Annotated in this window: 18 protein-coding genes and 1 other RNA gene; 18 read left to right on the top strand and 1 reads right to left on the bottom strand. The window is 47.0% G+C overall.

Features of this window, described 5'->3' with window-relative positions:
* The first annotated feature begins 1 nt into the window (after window position 1).
* From MKZ12_RS21090 to rnpB, 17 genes are all read left to right on the top strand, one after another.
* The gene (locus tag MKZ12_RS21090) at window positions 2-973 is read left to right on the top strand and encodes a PhoH family protein (RefSeq protein WP_339236024.1); all 972 of its coding nucleotides are present in this window, start codon (window positions 2-4) and stop codon (window positions 971-973) included.
* A 16-nt stretch (window positions 974-989) separates the two neighbouring features.
* Entirely contained in the window at window positions 990-3,239 is a 2,250-nt protein-coding gene (locus tag MKZ12_RS21085) for an HDIG domain-containing metalloprotein (RefSeq protein WP_339236022.1), read from the top strand.
* A 51-nt stretch (window positions 3,240-3,290) separates the two neighbouring features.
* Window positions 3,291-3,788 carry an rRNA maturation RNase YbeY gene (gene ybeY, locus MKZ12_RS21080; RefSeq protein ID WP_036674804.1) on the top strand — a complete coding sequence of 166 codons (498 nt, stop codon included), beginning with the start codon at window positions 3,291-3,293 and terminating at the stop codon, window positions 3,786-3,788.
* Entirely contained in the window at window positions 3,788-4,159 is a 372-nt protein-coding gene (locus tag MKZ12_RS21075) for a diacylglycerol kinase family protein (RefSeq protein WP_017687246.1), read from the top strand. The genes ybeY and MKZ12_RS21075 overlap by 1 nt, the downstream gene beginning before the upstream one ends.
* A gap of 291 nt (window positions 4,160-4,450) precedes the next feature.
* Window positions 4,451-4,864, top strand: a complete 414-nt coding sequence (locus MKZ12_RS21070) for a cytidine deaminase (protein ID WP_339256474.1) — start codon at window positions 4,451-4,453, stop codon at window positions 4,862-4,864.
* Between the two features lie 37 nt (window positions 4,865-4,901).
* Complete coding sequence (gene era, locus MKZ12_RS21065) at window positions 4,902-5,801, top strand: GTPase Era (RefSeq protein WP_145151051.1); 900 nt, start codon at window positions 4,902-4,904, stop codon at window positions 5,799-5,801.
* 104 nt (window positions 5,802-5,905) lie between these two features.
* Window positions 5,906-6,046: a YqzL family protein gene (locus MKZ12_RS21060; RefSeq protein ID WP_091013993.1), complete on the top strand. Its 141-nt coding sequence runs from the start codon at window positions 5,906-5,908 to the stop codon at window positions 6,044-6,046.
* Window positions 6,047-6,079: 33 nt separating this feature from the next.
* Window positions 6,080-6,832 (top strand): DNA repair protein RecO, encoded by a 753-nt coding sequence (gene recO / locus MKZ12_RS21055; RefSeq protein ID WP_339256472.1) that lies wholly within the window; start codon window positions 6,080-6,082, stop codon window positions 6,830-6,832.
* A gap of 142 nt (window positions 6,833-6,974) precedes the next feature.
* The gene (locus tag MKZ12_RS21050; RefSeq protein WP_339256470.1) at window positions 6,975-7,106 is read left to right on the top strand and encodes a hypothetical protein; all 132 of its coding nucleotides are present in this window, start codon (window positions 6,975-6,977) and stop codon (window positions 7,104-7,106) included.
* 135 nt (window positions 7,107-7,241) lie between these two features.
* Entirely contained in the window at window positions 7,242-8,129 is an 888-nt protein-coding gene (gene glyQ / locus MKZ12_RS21045; RefSeq protein WP_017687252.1) for a glycine--tRNA ligase subunit alpha, read from the top strand.
* Window positions 8,122-10,197, top strand: coding sequence for a glycine--tRNA ligase subunit beta (gene glyS, locus MKZ12_RS21040; protein ID WP_339256468.1), 2,076 nt, complete (start codon window positions 8,122-8,124; stop codon window positions 10,195-10,197). Before glyQ ends, glyS begins: the two co-directional genes overlap by 8 nt.
* 208 nt (window positions 10,198-10,405) lie before the next feature.
* Window positions 10,406-10,894 carry a DUF188 domain-containing protein gene (locus MKZ12_RS21035; RefSeq protein WP_339236009.1) on the top strand — a complete coding sequence of 163 codons (489 nt, stop codon included), beginning with the start codon at window positions 10,406-10,408 and terminating at the stop codon, window positions 10,892-10,894.
* Between the two features lie 47 nt (window positions 10,895-10,941).
* Window positions 10,942-12,762 (top strand): DNA primase, encoded by a 1,821-nt coding sequence (gene dnaG, locus MKZ12_RS21030; protein WP_339236006.1) that lies wholly within the window; start codon window positions 10,942-10,944, stop codon window positions 12,760-12,762.
* 43 nt (window positions 12,763-12,805) lie between these two features.
* On the top strand, window positions 12,806-13,945 hold the full coding sequence (rpoD, locus tag MKZ12_RS21025) for an RNA polymerase sigma factor RpoD (RefSeq protein WP_062835490.1): 1,140 nt from the start codon (window positions 12,806-12,808) through the stop codon (window positions 13,943-13,945).
* 184 nt (window positions 13,946-14,129) lie between these two features.
* Entirely contained in the window at window positions 14,130-14,888 is a 759-nt protein-coding gene (locus tag MKZ12_RS21020; RefSeq protein ID WP_339256467.1) for a class I SAM-dependent methyltransferase, read from the top strand.
* Window positions 14,864-15,979 carry a Nif3-like dinuclear metal center hexameric protein gene (locus MKZ12_RS21015; protein ID WP_339236001.1) on the top strand — a complete coding sequence of 372 codons (1,116 nt, stop codon included), beginning with the start codon at window positions 14,864-14,866 and terminating at the stop codon, window positions 15,977-15,979. Before MKZ12_RS21020 ends, MKZ12_RS21015 begins: the two co-directional genes overlap by 25 nt.
* A gap of 82 nt (window positions 15,980-16,061) precedes the next feature.
* An RNA gene (rnpB, locus tag MKZ12_RS21010) (RNase P RNA component class A) lies at window positions 16,062-16,471 on the top strand.
* 282 nt (window positions 16,472-16,753) lie between these two features.
* On the opposite strand, the gene MKZ12_RS21005 is transcribed toward rnpB, so the two are convergent.
* Window positions 16,754-17,983: a PLP-dependent aminotransferase family protein gene (locus MKZ12_RS21005; RefSeq protein ID WP_339256465.1), complete on the bottom strand. Its 1,230-nt coding sequence runs from the start codon at window positions 17,981-17,983 to the stop codon at window positions 16,754-16,756.
* A gap of 108 nt (window positions 17,984-18,091) precedes the next feature.
* Here MKZ12_RS21005 and MKZ12_RS21000 point away from each other — a divergent pair, with 108 nt between their 5' ends.
* Window positions 18,092-19,612 carry a PLP-dependent aminotransferase family protein gene (locus MKZ12_RS21000; protein ID WP_339256463.1) on the top strand — a complete coding sequence of 507 codons (1,521 nt, stop codon included), beginning with the start codon at window positions 18,092-18,094 and terminating at the stop codon, window positions 19,610-19,612.
* The last annotated feature ends 76 nt before the right edge of the window (window positions 19,613-19,688 follow it).

The raw sequence follows: 19,688 nt of genomic DNA, 5'->3' as shown, positions 1-19,688 counted from the left end.
TTTGTCAGAGCAAACACGCAGCATACAAATCTCGCTCCAGAGTGCGGGAGAGGGTCAATCTCTTTTTGGACCCCAAGATACTTTTCTTAAACTGATTGAATCCGAGATTCCCGCCCAGATTGCATCCCGCGAAGCGGAAATTGTGATTTTTGGCAGCACACAGCAGGTGGAATCGCTTGAACAATTATTTGATGTGTTACTGCAATTGATACGCAACGGATATGTGTTAACTGAAAGAGATGTGAAGTATGCAATTGAACTTGCCAAGGATATGCGGGCAGACCAGCTACTGGATCTGTTCAAGGGCGAGATTACGACGACATACCGAGGTAAACCAATCCGTGTCAAAACCATTGGACAGAAGCACTATGTAACTACAATTAAAAAACGTGATATTGTATTTGGCATTGGTCCTGCCGGTACGGGTAAAACCTACCTTGCTGTTGTACTGGCTGTTGCCGCAATCAAAGAGGGCAGCGTCAAACGCATTGTACTTACACGGCCTGCGGTTGAAGCGGGCGAGAGTCTTGGGTTTTTGCCAGGTGATCTTCAGGAAAAGGTAGACCCGTATCTGCGACCGCTGTATGATGCCCTGTATGACGTTATGGGACAAGAACAGACCGCGAAGGCACTGGAGCGTGGGTTAATCGAAATTGCACCACTTGCCTACATGCGGGGGCGTACCTTGGATGACTCGTTCATCATTCTCGATGAAGCACAGAACACAACGCCGGAACAGATGAAGATGTTTCTGACCCGTCTTGGTTTTGGCTCCAAAATGGTTATTACCGGAGACGTGACACAGATTGATTTACCGCGTGGTAAGAAATCCGGGCTTGTGGAAGCGAATACGATCTTGAACGAAGTTGAAGAGATCGGATTTGTGCATTTTGCCGAGCAAGATGTTGTGCGGCATTCTCTCGTCCAGAAAATTATCGTGGCTTACAACCACGCCGCAGAAAATCAAGCATAGAAAGGGATTGTCTAAAGTGACCTCGAAGGAACCGTCAAAAGGCAAATCTTTTCAGAATAAGGCTACAGGATGGAAGTATAGCGTGTGGGCACGCTATCTTCTGTTTTTGTTTCTGGTGATTCTTTTCTACGTGAGTCTGGCTTCCAAGCTGCTCCCTGAGCGGTATGATATTCAGGAAGGTACACGGAGTGAAGTGGATATTGCTGCGCCCATGCAGATTCCGAACAACAAGGCTACACTCAAAGCGCAGGAAGAAGCTGCTGAACGCGTACAGCCGATATTTCAGATCGTGCAGATGCGAAACGAAAATCTGATGACAACCCTGCTTGATCGTGTAGATCGATTGAATCAGGATGATCAGATTTCAAGTCAGGACAAAATTGATATTTATCGGGATGAAATTCCGCAGCGTCATAAGGACTTTGTGACCAACTATATCAATAATAATCGGAAAGCCGGTACATACTCCGAGACTCTGTTGGAAGAGATCAGAAATGTGGTACAGGAGCAAAGTTACCGTATTCCCGAAGAAACCTACATCAAAATCTCGCGCCTGACATCGGATGATATCCAGGAGATGAAACCAGTTGCGAGGGATATTGTTTCCCGGTTAATGACGGATCAGATCAGCGATGCAACCACTGCCCGTGCCAAAGTAGCCGAGATGGTAAGTGTCAGCTCTCTTAGTAAGCGTACGCAACGTGAGGTAGTGCAAGAGCTTGCCCGCCTCGTAGTGACCGCTAACCGCTTCTACGATGAAGAGGGAACCAAGGAAGCGAAGGTTCAGGCACGTGAGAACACGCAAACCGTCTTTATCAAGCAAGGGGACACCTTAGTTGCCAAAGGTGAGATGATCACCCCGGAGATGTATACTTTGCTGGGTGAGAATGATTTGCTGAAAAACGAAGTCAACTACTGGCCACAGCTTGGTCTTCTTATGTTTTCCTGCCTGTTGTCGGCAGCAATTCTGATGTATATTCAGCAATGCAGTGGAACGCATTTCAAATATAATAATGCGCAGCTGTTGATGCTTGTTCTCATTTTTATTATTACGATAGTGGTTATGCATGTGACGGCGATTATTCAAACCAATGAGAGGTCGTATGTAGGCTTCCTTGCACCTGTTGCGGTAGGGGCAATGTTAATTGCACTGCTGCTGGATACGTCACTTGCCTTTGTATGTTCGATCTTGATCGGTATGTTATCCAGCATCATTTTGAACACCCATCAGGGTCAACTTTTTGACTTTGAATTAGGATTCTTCGCCGTGCTCGTGTCGTTTGTTGCGATTTTCGCTACCCATAAGGCCAGTCAGCGTTCTACGATCCTGAAAGGGGCTATTATGGTCTGTCTGTTCGGGTCGATAGCCGTCTTCACCCTGGCTTTGATTGACTCGGGCGATTGGAACCGAACTACGACATTGTATGGCGTTGGGTTTGCATTTGCGGGGGGCGTTTTGACAGCCATACTGGTCATTGGGCTGATGCCATTTTTCGAAACATCGTTTGGTATCTTGTCAGCACTCAAACTGGTGGAACTGTCTAATCCGAACCATCCCCTTCTACGCAAGTTGCTTACGGAGACACCGGGTACCTATCATCACAGCGTTATGGTGGGGAATCTGTCCGAAGCTGCAGCAGAAGCCATTGGAGCTAACGGATTGCTGTGCCGAGTGGGTTCGTATTATCATGATATTGGCAAGACGAAGCGTCCCATCTATTTTATTGAGAATCAGAACAATATGGAGAACCCGCATGATTCAATTGATCCAAAACTGAGCAAATCCATTATTGTTGCTCATGCACGCGATGGGGTGGAAATGCAGAAGGATTACAAGCTGCCTAAACCTATTCGGGATATTGCGGAACAGCATCACGGAACGACCTTTCTCCACTTTTTCTATCACAAAGCACTGCGTCAGGCGGAAGAAGCGGGAGTTGAACCTGATTTTACTGAAGAAGATTTCCGTTACCCTGGGCCGAAGGCGCAGTCCAAGGAATCTGCTATTGTTGGCATTGCCGATAGTGTGGAGGCTGCTGTGAGATCTTTGCGCAAACCGACCGTGGAACAAGTGGAATCCATGATTGAGAAGATTATTAAAGGACGATTGGACGATCATCAATTCAATGATTGTGATCTTACGATGCGCGAACTGGATATCGTCGCCAGAACATTGAAGGAAACGGTGATGGGGATCTTCCACTCCAGGATAGAATATCCGGAGGAGATTAAGAAACCAAAGCCGACTTCACCTGAAGCGGGTTGATTTCACTTTTTGAAGAACCTCTAATATTGAGCAGACAGGAGTTATGAAAGAATGAGTCTTAATCTGGCATGGAATAATGAACAACAGGATAAAGAAATTACAGAACCGATGATTGCGATGCTGGAACAGTTGCTGAATCTCGCCGGAGAAGCGGAAGGTGTTGCAGACGGGGAAGTGGCTCTAACTTTTGTGAACGATGAGCAGATCCATGAGTTGAACCGTGATTATCGCGGTATTGACCGTCCTACGGATGTATTGTCTTTTGCGATGAACGAAACGGTGGATGAAGAGCTTGATATTATCTATGAGCTTGACGAAGATGAAGAAATGGAAGAAATGCCGGATGTTCTTGGAGACATCATCATTTCCGTACCACGGACCATCCTGCAAAGCGAGGAGTATGGACACTCTTTTGAACGTGAACTTGGTTTTCTGTTTGTCCATGGTTTTTTACACCTTCTCGGATATGACCATCAGGATGAGGCAAGTGAGGCTGAAATGATGGGTAAACAAGAAGCGGTATTGGCCCAGGCCGGGTTGACACGATAATGAAAAGGCGCTCCTGGGGTCTGGTATTCCGCAATGCTGCGGAAGGAATCGCATATGGGTTGCGGACTCAGCGTAATGTGAGAGTTCACACGGGAGTGGCTATTTTGATGTGTGTAGCCGGCTTTTTTTTCAGAATCTCAAGAACGGATTGGATGTTTGTGCTGACCGCTGTCTTTTTGGTCCTTGTGACTGAATTGATGAATACGGCTGTAGAGGCAGCAGTTGATTTGGCACATCCCCATATCCATCCGCTGGCAAAAGCGGCGAAGGATACCGCGGCCGGGGCAGTTCTGCTGGCTGCGGTATTCGCCGTCATCATCGGTTGTATCGTTTTTATTAAGCCGGTGATGAGCTGGCTGGGTCTGTACTGATTTTGATTCGTTCTGTGATTTTAATACTACACAACTTTATAAAGTTAGACCTTGTTTAAGTTGAACTTGTAGACGTTACACGATAACGAAGAGGACAGAAATAAACCTGTAGAAGCGAAGCGTTCGCCTTTATCACCGGATTTTCACTTTGAAAAAGTGAATCAAAAAATCTGGGGATAACAGCGATCGAAGGGTTATTCTGGACTCGGAGTGGCTAGTGTAACATTGGCTTTGGTTGAACTTAATTCGTAGGTAGTAACTTTATATTGCACCCTAAGGGAGAGAATATTAATGGATAATGATTTGCTCATGCAGGAGGCAATTAAGGCGCGTATGAAGGCATATACGCCTTACTCCCATTTTGGTGTAGGTGCAGCGTTGCTTGACAGTGAAGGACATGTGCATCATGGTTGTAATATTGAGAATGCTGCGTATACTCCAGGCAACTGTGCTGAACGTACAGCGATGTTCAGTGCCATCGCAGGTGGGCAGAAGCCTCGCAGCTTCAAAGCGATTGCCATTGTGGGAGATACGGATGGTCCGATTGCTCCATGTGGTGTATGTCGTCAGGTGATGTACGAATTGTGTGAACCCGATATGAAAGTCATCTTGGGGAACATGAAAGGTGATCTGCAAGAGACCACCGTTGCTGAACTGTTACCTTGGGCTTTTGGGCCTTCTGATCTCAATTCTGCCAAAAAATAAACCAATATTCCAGGCCTAGGCGCCTGAGGAGGAACATATGAAAAAACAAGCATTTAAATCCGGTTTTGTAGCTATTATTGGACGTCCGAACGTAGGTAAATCCACACTGATGAACCAGGTGATAGGACAGAAAATCGCGATCATGTCGGACAAGCCGCAAACCACTCGTAATAAAATTCATGGTGTGTACACATCCGAACATCAGCAAATCGTATTCCTCGATACCCCGGGGATTCACAAACGTCAATCTAAACTGGGCGATTACATGAACCAGACTGCTCTGAACACGCTTGGAGAAGTGGAAGCAGCACTGTTCCTGATTGACGCTTCGGAAGGTATGGGTGGCGGTGACCGTTATATTGCGGAACAGTTGAAAAATATCCGTACACCGGTCATTCTTGTCATGAATAAAATTGACAAAATCGAGCCGGAAGCGCTGCTTCCTCTTATCGAGGAGTATCGCAAGTTACATGATTTCGCTGAAATCGTGCCTGTTTCTGCCATGCTCGGCAGTAATGTAAGCACCTTATTGGAACAGCTCGGCAAGTATTTGCCAGAAGGTCCACAGTACTATCCGGATGACCAGGTTACTGACCATCCAGAGCAGTTTGTATGTGCGGAATTGATTCGTGAGAAAATTTTGCAGATGACTCGCGAAGAAGTGCCGCACTCCATTGCGGTAACGATTGAGGATATGAAAGTACAGGATAACGGTGTTGTTTATATCTCAGCCGTCATTTTTGTGGAACGGGATTCGCAAAAAGGAATCATCATCGGGAAGCAGGGTGCCCTTTTGAAAGAAGTGGGTAAACGAGCTCGTCATGATATCCAAAATCTGCTCGGCTCCAAAATTTTCATGGATCTGTGGGTTAAAGTGAAAAAAGACTGGAGAAATCAGGATCGAGTTCTGCGTGATCTTGGCTTTGGCCGCGAATAATCACCGGATTTGTATCCAGTAATTGCAACACATAGTTTACCTTGCAAGACTCCATCCTATTTGGTAGATGCAGACGTCATTTCCGAAGAGAGGATGAAATTCCGATGCGAGATTTTTCGTGGAAGGTTTTTGCGATGACGGGGGATGTAGAGTCCTATTTGTTATATACCGAGGCGTGTAACTCGTTAGGACAGGAGTCGGATCATGCAAGGGAAGTGATTGAAGATGAAGAAGCCGAAGGATAATTGGCTGATTCGGGAATGGTTAGGTGACGAGGCATGCTATACAGGGTGGAAGGGATTGTCATCCGCAGCATGGACTACGGCGAAGGGAACAAAATCATTACGCTTTGCACCGAAAGCGGCGGGAAAGTAGGGGTACTCGTCCGCGGTGCCAAAAAGCCCAAGAGCCGACATGCTGCACTGGTGCAGCCGTTTACGTATGGTCAATATGTATATTTTCGCAATACAGGTCTAGGCACACTGAACGCTGGAGAAATTGTTGAATCCTATCATGAGTTGCGTGAAGATCTGGTCAAGGCCTCTTATGCTTCTTATGCGTGTGAACTATTGGATCGTGTACTTCAGGATGAAGAGACAGGTGCTTTTTGGTTCAAGCAGTTGAAGGCGTGCTTGCAAGCGTTGAAGGATGAGAAAGATCCGATTGTCATAACAAGTCTGTACGAAATGAAGATATTACAGGCAGCCGGTTATGGTCCGCAGTTTGACGAGTGTATCTCCTGCAATCAGGAGCGACCGGATGAGCAGTTGTTTGTAAGTCCAAGACTTGGTGGTGTCCTGTGTCGTGCATGCAAACATTTCGATCCTCCAGCGATGTCAGTCAGTCCAAAGGCTCTGAAATTGTTACGTTTGTTCGCACAGTTGGATCTGCAGCGTTTGGGAAATATATCAGTGAGTGAGTCTACCCGTGATGAGATCAAAAAGCTGATGCGTGCTTTTATGGATCATCAGCTTGGTCTGAATCTTAAATCCCGTTCTTTCCTCGATCAGATGGAGAAGTACGGGATTTGAGGCGTTTTTGTGGAAGTGAAACTATATCTTGACTTCATACTAGATTTTATATATTATGAAATATAATTTCTCTTTATGAGACATGCATTGAACGAGAGAGTAGAAGTCTGGATTTATTGCATTTATGGAGACAAGTCGTTGTATGACACTTGCAATCATGGATGAGCGAGCCGGGGATGGTGGAAGCCTGGCTGAATCGGTCTTTGAAATGGCACTCGGGAGCATGAATGGACACGGAAAAGTGGGCTGGAACGAACAGGATCATCTTGTTTGATCCAAGCCAAGTAGGGTGGAACCGCGGGAATAGCTCTCGTCCCTACGTCTGTACAACAGGCGTAGGACGGGGGCTATTTATTGTTGTCTGCACCGTTCTAAGCTTGCCAACAAACCATCGAAAAGGAGCATGATTATGAATTTTCAGCAGATGATTCTAACGCTGCAACAATTCTGGGCCGAGCATAACTGTATTATTGTCCAGCCATACGATACGGAAAAAGGGGCAGGTACGATGAACCCGATGACCTTTTTGCGTTCGCTTGGACCCGAACCTTGGAAAGTGGCCTATGTGGAGCCTTCCCGTCGTCCTTCGGACGGACGTTATGGCGAGAACCCTAACCGGCTGTACCAGCATCACCAGTTCCAGGTAATCATCAAGCCTTCTCCAGACAATATTCAGGAAATTTACCTGGAAAGTCTGAAACGCCTGGGTATTGATCCGCTCAAACATGATATTCGGTTTGTCGAAGATAACTGGGAGAATCCTTCCCTTGGTTGTGCAGGTCTTGGTTGGGAAGTATGGTTGGACGGAATGGAAATTACCCAATTTACGTATTTCCAACAGGTTGGTGGAATTGAGACAAATCCGGTAGCTGTTGAAATTACGTATGGTATGGAGCGTTTGGCTTCTTACATTCAGGATAAAGAAAATGTGTTTGATCTGGAGTGGGTGGAAGGTATCACTTATGGTGATGTATTCCGTCAGCCAGAATTCGAACACTCTAAATATACGTTTGAAGTATCTGATGTCAAAATGCTGTTTACACTCTTCAACATGCATGAAGAAGAAGCAAACAAGGCTATGGCACAGCATCTGGTGTTCCCGGCATATGACTATGTGTTGAAATGTTCCCACACATTTAATCTGTTGGATGCACGTGGAGCCATCAGTGTAACGGAACGTACGGGTTACATCACACGTGTCCGTAATCTGGCTCGCCAAGTCGCTGCAACATATATGGAAGAGCGTGAGAAGCTAGGCTTCCCGCTGATCAAGAAAGGGGGAGCCGAGCATGTCTAAGGATCTGTTGTTTGAAATCGGACTGGAAGAAGTACCTGCACGTTTCATGCGCGCAGCGATTGCGCAGCTGCAAGAGCGTGTCGTGAAATGGCTTGATGCATCCCGCATTGCTTATGGTGAAGTGAATGCGTATGCTACACCTCGCCGACTGGCTGTTTTGATCCAGAATGTGGCTGATAAGCAGGAAGATATAGAGGAAGAAGTAAAAGGTCCTTCACGCAAAATTGCCCTGGACGACAGTGGCAATTGGAGCAAGGCTGCACTCGGTTTCGCGCGCAGTCAAGGTGTTGAACCGGACCAGTTCACATTCAAGGAACTGAACGGTGTCGAATATATCTATGCAATGAAGTCCAGTAAAGGTGTAGAGACGGCTTCTGTGATTGGCGAAGGATTGCTTTCTGTATTGCATGCCATGACGTTCCCGAAATTCATGCGTTGGGCTTCCTATGATTTCAAATTTGTACGTCCAATCCGCTGGATTGTGGCTATGCTGGGCAGTGATGTCATCGATCTGGAAGTGACAGGTGTGAAGTCGGGTAATGTAACTCGCGGACATCGTTTCCTCGGTAAGGAGGCCGTGATCTCCACTCCGTCTTCATACGTGGAAGTGCTGCGTTCAGAGCATGTCATTGCAGATATTCAGGAACGTGAACAGATGATTGTATCCCAGATTCAAGCACTGGCTAGTGAGAAGAAATGGGATATTGCGATTAAGGAAGATTTGTTAGAGGAAGTCCTGTTCCTGGTGGAAACACCTACCGTATTGTTCGGGACATTCGATTCTTCATTCTTGAATATTCCACAAGAAGTATTGATTACTTCCATGCGTGAGCATCAGCGTTATTTCCCTGTACTTGACAATGAAGGACAATTGTTGCCATTCTTCGTGACAGTACGTAACGGTGGAAGTGATTCACTGGATGTTATTGCAAAAGGGAATGAGAAAGTACTGCGTGCACGTCTGTCTGATGCCAAGTTCTTCTATGAGGAAGACCAGAAGTTACAGATTAAGGATGCATTGTCGAAGCTGGAAAGTATCGTCTTCCAGGAAGAGCTGGGAACGGTTGGAGATAAAGTGCGCCGTATTCGCAAAATTGCTGATGGAATTGCTGCTAAACTGCAAGTATCCGCTGATGTTGCCGAGTCGGTCAGCCGCTCAGCAGATATCTGTAAATTCGATCTGGTGACACTGATGGTGGGTGAATTCCCGGAACTGCAAGGTGTGATGGGTGAGGATTACGCTCGTAAATCCGGTGAAAAAGAAGAAGTGGCCAAAGCGGTATTTGAACACTATCAGCCACGTTTCGCTGGAGATCAATCCCCTGCTTCTCTTGTCGGTGCCATTGTGAGTACTGCGGACAAAATGGATACAATCGTGGGTTGTTTCTCCATTAACATCATTCCAACGGGATCTCAAGATCCGTATGCACTGCGCCGTCAGGCAGCAGGTATTGTACAGATTTTGCTGGATCACAAGCTTCCGCTGACATTGTCAGACGTATTCGGAGTAGCACTTCAAGTACATGCACAGATGAACCTGTTGAAACGTGCAGATGAAGAGGTGCGTAAAGACTTGCAAGACTTCTTTGGTCTTCGTGTGAAAAAATTGTTGTCCGAAACCGTTCGTTACGACGTAGTGGATGCCGTAATCTCTTCCGGATTCGATGATATTAGTGCTGTAGTTCCAAAAGGTGAAGCGTTGATGGCTGCTGTTCTGACAGGAGACGCATTCAAAACAACGGTTGAATCGTTCAACCGTGTGGGTAACCTGGCTGCCAAAGCATCCACTGCTTCTGTACATCCAGAACTGTTCACAGAAGATGGAGAGCGTCAGCTACACGAGTCATGGAGTAGAACGAATGCAGAATATCGTCAGGCATTGACTCAGCATGATGCTGCTGAAGCACTGGCTATTGCATCAGCTTGGAAAGATGGGATTACCTCATTCTTCGATTCGGTCATGGTTATGGCTGAAGATGAGGCTGTCCGTGCGAATCGACTTGCCTTGCTTGCGGCTATTGATCGCGACTTGAAAGGATTTGCTGATTTTTCCAAGTTGGTTTGGTAATTGGGCGTATTTCATGAGTCCTTTTCCACAGACTTGGAGCAAAGCTAAAATTCAGTATTAAAGAAGGATATATGAGGGTATAAATATACGGAACGGGTTGTGAAATGTATTTTTGACAACCGCTCCGTATTTTAGCCTTTGATTTCCCTTGTTGTGGCAGAAGGATTTTGCCTGGCCGGGGTCGTATATTACAATATGCAGCTATTTTATGAAACCGGGTGGTCTGAGTTTGAGTGAGTTGAATGTACGTCATATTGTTGTGGATGGTGATGCTTGCCCGGTCAAAACCGAGATTGCGCAAACCGCTCGCCTTTTCAACATCCCTGTACTGTTAGTCTCTTCATTTGATCATTTGCTTCAAGGGGGAGAAGGGGTGCGTACCGTGCAAGTGGATCGCAGTGATCAGAGCGCAGATCTCTATATTGCTAATCATATTAAGCCATATGATGTGGTTATCACTCAGGACTATGGACTTGCGGCACTTGCGCTCGGCAAACGTTGTTATGTTTTATCCTTTCGTGGTCGTGAGTTTAACGACCGTGACATTGATTTCATGTTGGATTCTCGTCATACTGCGGCCAAAGCACGAAAAAGAGGCCACTACGGGAAAGGCCCAAAGCCTTTCACAGAGCAGGATCGTGAAATTTTTCAACATAAACTGACAAAACTTTTAAAAGATTTGCAGGAGAATGTGTAAGTTTATCGAATTATATTTACGTGTTGAAGAGATGAAGGTGGCCAGAGATGAGTACCGGACAAGGCGGTATACCCGAAAGTATTATTGAATCGGTGTTGCAGCAGAATGATATTGTCGATACGGTGAGCCGATTTGTGCATCTGACCAAGCAGGGGAAGTATATGAAAGGCCTCTGTCCTTTTCATTCCGAGAAGACGCCTTCGTTCACCGTTACACCTGAGAAACAAATTTTCTACTGCTACGGTTGCGGCACGGGTGGAAATGCCATCAAATTCAGGATGGAAATCGAAGGGTTATCCTTTCCCGAGGCTGTCAAAACGATGGCGGAAGAAAGTCACATCTCTATGGGGGACTGGCAAGGGCGTGAATCTGCTCATGTGAATCCGGAGACTGAACGTCTGTTGGAGGCTTATGAGCTTACCGCGAAGCTGTATCATTTTTTGTTGAAAAATACAGAGCACGGCAAGTCAGCCATGGAATATTTACGCTCCAGAGGTTTTGGCGACAAGTTGATTGACCAGTTCCAGATTGGTTTCGCACCAAATCGTTGGGACACACTGGTACAATTTCTTGAAAAACGTAATTATCCGCTCGAAGAAATGGAAAAGGGTGGACTTCTATCTCCGCGAAATGAAGGTCAGGGATATGTGGACCGATTCCGAGACCGGATCATGTTCCCGATTAATGGCAGGAGCGGTAAGCCAATTGCATTTGCAGGACGCATATTGGGAGATGGGCAACCGAAATATCTAAATTCACCGGAAACCCGGTTATTTAACAAAAGCCGTGTTCTCTATAATCTGCATCAGGCCAAAAATGCAATTCGCAAACAAAGACAAGCCATTTTGTTCGAGGGATATGGTGATGTCATCTCCGCATGGGATCAGGACATCCAGAATGGTGTAGCTGCAATGGGTACTGCGCTAACCGAGAATCAGGCACTGATGCTCAAAGGCATGTGCGACGAAGTCATCATATGTTATGACGGCGACAAAGCAGGACAGGCTGCTGCACTGAAAAACTTCCCCATTCTTGAGGAAGCCGGATTGCAGGTCAAAGTGGCTCTCATACCCGAGGGACTTGACCCGGATGACTTTATCCGGAAGCATGGTGGTGAACGGTTCCGAAACCAGATTGTGGATGGTGCCGTGACAACTACAAAATTTAAACTTATAAACTTAAAAAAAAGCCATATACTGCTAGAGGGTGGCGGACAAATCGCCTATTCGAAAGAAGCAGTAAAATTGATTGCCCCCTTGCCTTCTCCAACAGAGAGGGAAGTGTATCTTCGTGAACTGGCTGCAGAAGTGGACGTATCGTTCGAAACATTGAAGCAGGAGTGTAATGAAGAACGGGAGGCGATGAAAAATAACCTACAGTATGGGGATAATAACCCGAAAAGGTGGAATAATGGTAGGCAACAAAATAGGCAGGTGCCTACACCTAATCTGTTGCCGGCTTATCACGCTGCTGAACGCAAACTGATTGCCTGGATGTTACAGGATGATGAGGCTGCCCAGTACGTGAATGAGCATCTTGGTGAAGCTTTTAACTTGGATGATCATGCAGCTATTGCTGCTTATCTATATGCCTACTATGCGCAAGGCAAACCGTCGGATACAAGTCGTTTTATGTCTTCACTGCATGACGATCGTTTGGAAAAAACGGTCAGTTCAATCTCGATGATGGATGGTCCAGGTGAATGGAGTATTCAAATGCTCGATGATTGCATCAGGGAAGTGCTGAAGTATCCACGTAAGAAAGAGTACGATTTGAAAAAAGAAGAAATGATTGCTGCAGAGCGGGCAGGTGATTCTGTACGCGCGGCACAGATCGCAATTGAAATGATTGCCCTAGAGAGACAGTGAACGTCTGATGATTAGATGTTTCTAGGGAGGAGGGAGTCGAGTTATGGCGAATGATCAGCATACTGAACTAGAAACAGAATTGACACTGGATCAGGTTAAAGATCAATTGATTGAATCAGGTAAGAAAAGAGCTTCGCTGAATTACAAGGAAATTATAGAGAAACTCTCTCCTTTTGAGCAGGATGCAGAGCAAATGGATGAGTTCTACGAGCAACTGAGCGATCTGGGTATTGATGTAGTGAATGAGAACGATGAAGAGGTTACACTTCGTCCTAGTGAAGATTCCGAAAACAACACCAGAGAGGGAGAGGACGAATTCCACTTTGATGATGATCTGAGCTTGCCGCCAGGAATCAAAATCAATGATCCTGTCCGTATGTATCTCAAGGAAATTGGTCGTGTGCCATTGTTGTCGGCAGATGATGAAGTACAACTGGCTAAGCGGATTGAGAATGGGGATGAAGAAGCCAAGCGTCGTCTGGCTGAAGCGAACCTGCGTCTCGTAGTCAGTATCGCCAAGCGTTACGTTGGACGTGGAATGTTATTCCTTGATTTGATCCAGGAAGGTAATATGGGCCTGATCAAAGCGGTTGAGAAGTTCGACCACAAAAAAGGATATAAGTTCAGTACGTATGCCACTTGGTGGATTCGCCAGGCGATCACTCGTGCTATTGCTGACCAGGCGCGTACCATTCGTATCCCTGTGCACATGGTGGAGACGATTAATAAGCTGATCCGGGTATCCCGTCAGCTGTTGCAGGAACTTGGGCGTGAACCGACACCGGAAGAAATCGCTGCTGAGATGGATCTGAGTGTGGAAAAAGTTCGTGAAATTACGAAGATTGCACAGGAACCGGTTTCTCTGGAAACACCGATTGGTGAGGAAGATGATTCCCATCTGGGTGACTTCATTGAGGATCAGGAAGCACTTGCTCCGGCGGATGCTGCTGCGTATGAGTTGCTGAAAGAACAGCTCGAAGATGTGTTAGATACACTGACTGAACGTGAAGAGAACGTGCTTCGTCTACGTTTTGGTCTGGACGATGGACGGACGAGAACGCTGGAGGAAGTCGGCAAGGTGTTTGGTGTTACGCGTGAGCGTATTCGTCAAATCGAAGCCAAGGCTCTTCGTAAATTGCGTCACCCGAGTCGTAGTAAACGACTCAAAGATTTCCTCGAATAATTGAACTACGGGAGACTTTCCGCAAGACGCATTAGCGGCGGCGGGGTCTCCTTTATTTTTAATTTGAACGTCTTGATTTCTTGGTTTTGGAAATTCATCCTTGAAATGTTTGATTGGATTTTATTTTATCGCTTTTCCTTGTTCAATGCAAATCAATAAATTAAATGAATGGTGTAGGTGCTTCATGAAACTTTCGAATCGATTACAGCGAATACATGATCAAATTCCCGATGGTAGCCGCATGGCTGATATCGGTTCAGACCACGCGCTGCTGCCAGTAGCCGCAATCCGCAGTGGGAAAGCCGCGAGTGCAGTAGCCGGGGAAGTTAATCCTGGCCCTTATGATGCTGCATGCAAACAAGTCAGTGATGCTGGCCTGAAAGAAAAAATAACGGTACGCCGTGGAGACGGATTGGATGTGATCTCTGCGGGAGAAGTGGATGTCATCACCATTGCAGGTATGGGTGGTGCTCTCATTGCCTCCATTTTGGACCGAGGTTTATCCAAACTGGATGGAGTGCAGTTACTTATTTTACAACCGAATGTGGGAGAGGATATTCTCAGACGCTGGTTGCTGGAGCATCACTGGGTAGTTGTAGCAGAACAGTTGCTCGAAGAAGATGGCAAGATCTACGAGATTATAACGGCGATGCCACAATCCGTAAGCCCGATTGCAAATGAAGAAGTGTATCGTGCACGTCCGCTTCAAGACGGGGCAGAATTGACGGAAGATTTGCTGCTGCGGATGGGACCCTATTTGGTGGATCGTCCAACGGATGTATTTTTTGCGAAATGGGAAAGTGAGATCATCAAATTGCAAGGGGTTGTAAACTCCATCTCCAAATCCGATCAGGATTCTTCTCGGGACAAGGCGACTGAGGTAGAGCGTCTTATCGCAAACTTGAAGGAGGTTTTGGCATGTTTGCCAAAGGTCAAACTGTAATTCAACTGATGGAGCAGCTCGCTCCCAAACATCTGGCTGTACCGGATGACCGGATTGGTCTACAGCTCGGCAGTTTGCAAAAAGAAATCAGCCATGTGTTAGTTGCATTGGATGTAACGAATGAAGTAGTGGATGAAGCGATTCGCATCGGTGCCAACCTGATTATCGCGCATCACGCCATCATTTTCAGACCAGTTAAGTCACTGAGTACAGATACACCTATGGGTAAATTGTATGAAAAGCTGATTAAGCATGATATTGCTGTTTATATCAGTCATACGAACCTGGATGTGGCCGAGGGTGGTATGAATGACTGGATGGCCGAGGCACTTGGCATTGACAGTAAAGAATCGTTGGAAGATGTACACACAGATCATCTGTACAAGCTGGCTGTATTTGTCCCACGTACGCATCATGAACAGGTGCTTCAAGCGGTTCTTGAAGCCGGAGCGGGGAGTATCGGCCAATACAACAAGTGCAGCTTCAACACGGAAGGTACAGGAACGTTTGTACCTGGTGAAGGGACTGAGCCGTTTATCGGAACCCAAGGGCAGATGGAACGTGTGGAAGAAATGCGGATTGAGACCATCGTACCCCAAAGTCTGAGAAGTAAGGTCGTTCAGGCGATGCTTAAGGCTCATCCGTATGAGGAAGTGGCCTACGATCTCTATGCAATGGATTTAAAGGGCCGTACGCTTGGTCTGGGGCGCTTGGGACCCCTTAGGGAGCCTAAGACATTAGGTGAGCTTGTGGAGGTCGTGAAGACCCAATTCAATGTGCCTCATGTACGTGTTGTCGGAGATCTGAACAAGCAGATCAAAAAAGCAGCGGTTCTTGGCGGTTCGGGCAGCCGTTACGCGCTCACTGCCCGCTTCAAAGGTGCGGATGTTATTGTGACCGGAGATATTGATTATCACACGGCTCATGATGCGTTAATGGCAGGCATGTGTATCATCGACCCAGGTCATAATTCCGAGAAGATTATGAAACCAAAAACGGCTGATTGGCTTCGTTCCCGTTTGGAAGAGAAACGATATGATACGCAAGTTACAGCTTCAGAGGTCAATACGGAGGTATTCCAGTTTATCTAAAAAGACAGTTGCTGTGTGATTCCCAGTAATATTAAGCTTGTCTGGGAACCCAAATGCCTGTATACTATGTAATGTTGTTCGGAAAGCTTGACAGACAATCGCTGGTGGCCTTTGTTGCCACGAGAGGAAAGTCCGGGCTCCACAGGGCAGGATGCTGGATAACGTCCAGTCAGCGCGAGTTGAAGGATAGTGCCACAGAAATGGACCGCCGATGGCCGGATTTTCCGGCACAGGCAAGGATGGAACCGAGGTGTAAGAGACCCCGAGGAACGCTGGTGACTTCGTTCCTGGTAAACCCCATCTGGAGCAAGACCTAATGGGACACAGTCGCCTCTTCGGAGGAGGCAGCCTTAGCCCGAGGTGTGTCTAGGTTGGTCGCTTGAGCTGTGCAGCAATGTATGGCCTAGATAGATGATTGTCGCTTCTGGTGGGAGGGTAGTTCCCGTATGAACCACGAAGAGCACAGAACCCGGCTTACGGTAAGCTTTCCTAACTGCAACAACAGTATTACAGTGTAGTCCACCTATCAGTCGAGGACAATCCGTGTGATTCACCGATGGCCTGACTGATCAGAAGGACCCATGCATATCTGGATAAACATAATTCCTGTTGATGACAGGTTCTATACTATAAAAAAAGGCGGCAGTTCCGATATTCTCGGGCCTGCCGCCTTTTTTTTGTTGCTCATATCAAGTTTTGGACGTGCCTGGTGTTTTCAGACACGTCCTAATCAATGTCATACGCAAAATATAGGGCAACGTTTATGACAGTTCATTACAGTGTAACAACACTGTCCGATGTTAACGAAGCGTGCCAGCGTTGGATGGCGCGATCCATTCTTTCCACGGCTTCAGGAAGAAGCTCAGGGTCTGTATGAGTAAAGTTGATTCGCATGCGGTTTAACTCTGGTGTACCTGCATAGAAGGAATCACCCGGAACAATGCACACTTTCTCCTGGATACCGTAAGTGAATAGATTGCTTGCCAGCATGCCTTCTGGTAGTTGCAGCCACAAGAACATGCCACCTTGTGGTGAATTCCATGAGATGCCTTCCCATGACTTGGCTGCCATGAGAGTGGTCAGTGTTTTCATCCGTTGTTCATAATCCTTTGAAATATGACGAATATGCGCATCCAGATCGAAAGATTCAAGCAGCGCATGAAGCGCTCTTTGGTCAATGCTGCTGGAATGCAAGTCGGCGCCTTGTTTGGCGCGTGCTGCCATTTTAACAATATCGGGAGCAGCCAGTATCCAGCCCGTACGAAGGCCTGGTGCTACCGTTTTGGAGAATGTACTTGTGTAGATAACATTGGAAGGGCCATCATAGGATACGGCATCCAGTTCTGCGAGAGCAGGGACATCCAATTGCTCTGGATTGAACCGGATTTCACCATAGGGGTCATCTTCCAAAATAAGTACGCCGTACTTGCGGCACAGATCCACAGCCTGCTTTCTTCTTTCTCGAGACCATACTTTTCCCGTAGGATTGGAGAACGTGGGGTTAATATAGACCAGTTTTGGACGATGCAACTGGAGCTGTTCCTCCAGAGACTCAGGCAACATGCCGTGATCATCACAGGCTACGCCGTGAGATTCAGCTTGATAGGAATGGATGACTTGCAGAGCAGCGAGGTAGGTTGGTGATTCAACTAATACGCGGTCACCCGGGTCAAGAAGGATGCGGCAGACCAAGTCAATAGATTGCTGTGAACCCGTAGTGAGAAGCATATGATCAGGTGAAGCGGGAATGCCCTTGGATTCGAGACGTTCGGCGATTTTGGCGCGAAGAGGACGGTAGCCCTCAGTCTCTGCATATTGAAGAGCGGCTGCTCCGCTCATAAATACTTTTTCATACGCAACACGAATGGCTTCCAGCGGAAAAGAAGTCTGGGCTGGTAATCCACCGGCTAGCGAGATCATTCCAGGTGCCTGAGCGGCCTGGAGCATGTCGCGAACGACAGAGGACGGGGTATTTTGTGACATTTTGGACCATGGGATACTCATGTTATTCTCATCTCCTGTTATTCACTGTTATACTGATATTATAAACTATAATAGACGGACTGCACTATAACAGTAAAATGAAGATCATAACAGTTGGGGGGCGCAACCATGCATATTGAATTAAAGCGGGGAAGCAGTACCAAATTGTACGTGCAGATTGCACTAACAATTGCCGATCGTATCAGATCAGGACTCATTGAACCCGGAACCCGACTTCCTTCTGTTCGCAAAATGACCACAGATTTGGGTGTTAGCCTGGTCACTGTATCCAAAGCGTATGCTGAACTCGAAGCGATTCAACTGATCACCTGCTCTCAGGGGAAAGGTTGTTATGTAAGAGGTACTCTAAACGCGGATTCGATGGAGGATGTGGATCGAGCCAAGCGTAATCATCTTAACAGTGAATCCGGTACGTCATGGAATTGGCAGATGGCACTTGTGGATTATTTACCCCGAGCGCAGCTCTGGAGACATTTCGATACGTCCCCTCAAGTACGGTATGAACTACATATGTCAGCGATTCAGCCAGAACTGCTGCCTACACGCGAGATTATTGACAGTGCCTACCGGCTCTCCTCTGACCATGCAGAGCGTATGGCGGCGTATGGATCTTTTCAGGGAGATCGGGAGCTCAGACAGATCTTCGCCGAACATTTTGCCGAACGTGGACTACAGGTAGTACCTGAACGCATGCTAATCACAAGTGGTGCTCAGCAGGGGATTGATCTTGTGGCCCGGACTTTTATTGGACCTGGGGATGTTGTATATATGGAGGCGCCAAGCTATACCGGAGCCATTGATGTATTTACGAGTAGAGGTGCGAAGATCATTACGGTCCCGATGGATGACGAAGGCATGCGTATCGATCTGTTGACCCGATTATGTGATACCTATCCGCCCAAACTCATCTATACGATCCCGACTTATCATAATCCAACAGGTATTACGATGAGTGCGAGAAGGCGGGCACAGCTTCTGAATCTCGCGCAAAGCTACCACTGCCTCATCCTGGAGGATGATCCATTTGCAGATCTTTATTTTCGGGACCCTCCGCCAGCTTCCATTAAATCGATGGATGGGTCAGGCCATGTCGTATATATCAAAAGCTTCAGCAAGGTGCTCTCTCCCGGTTGCCGCATAGCCTGTGCTATCGCTGATGGAAGTGTACTGACCCGGCTTGTGGCTGCGAAGTCAACGGCGGATCTGGGTAGTCCGTTGCTTACACAAAAGGCATTGCAATCTTTCATTCAGAATCAGTATGGTGCCTATGTATCCCGATTGAGGGATGAATTGTATTCTCGTTTGCGTGCCGCATCTGAAGTGATGGAAGAGCATGCTCCTATGGGAATGCAATGGCGTTTGCCAGAGGGAGGACTCAATCTGTGGCTCCAACTTCCGAGCAACCTGGATATGCGTGAGCTGCATCATCAGTCCTTGGCTGCAGGGGTCTCTTTCCTGCCGGGTTCCGCCTGTTATGTAGGGGAGATGGATACACCAAGTCTGCGCATCTGCTTCACGGTTACGAGTGTGGAGCTTTTGTGTGAGGGTCTTCGTGTACTGTGCGGAGTCATTGCTAGTGTGACACCTGGGCAGGGTGGGGCAGTGGCGGACAGGCTACCGCTCATATAATTTTTCGGAGTATGGACATACATCCAATCCACTTTCGACCTGCTGCAATAGGTTATAGTATCACCAGAAAGGGAGT

The organism is Paenibacillus sp. FSL R5-0713 (assembly GCF_037973325.1).
In the GTDB taxonomy this organism is placed as follows: Bacteria; Bacillota; Bacilli; order Paenibacillales; family Paenibacillaceae; genus Paenibacillus.
This window is presented reverse-complemented; position numbering and strand designations above follow the sequence as displayed.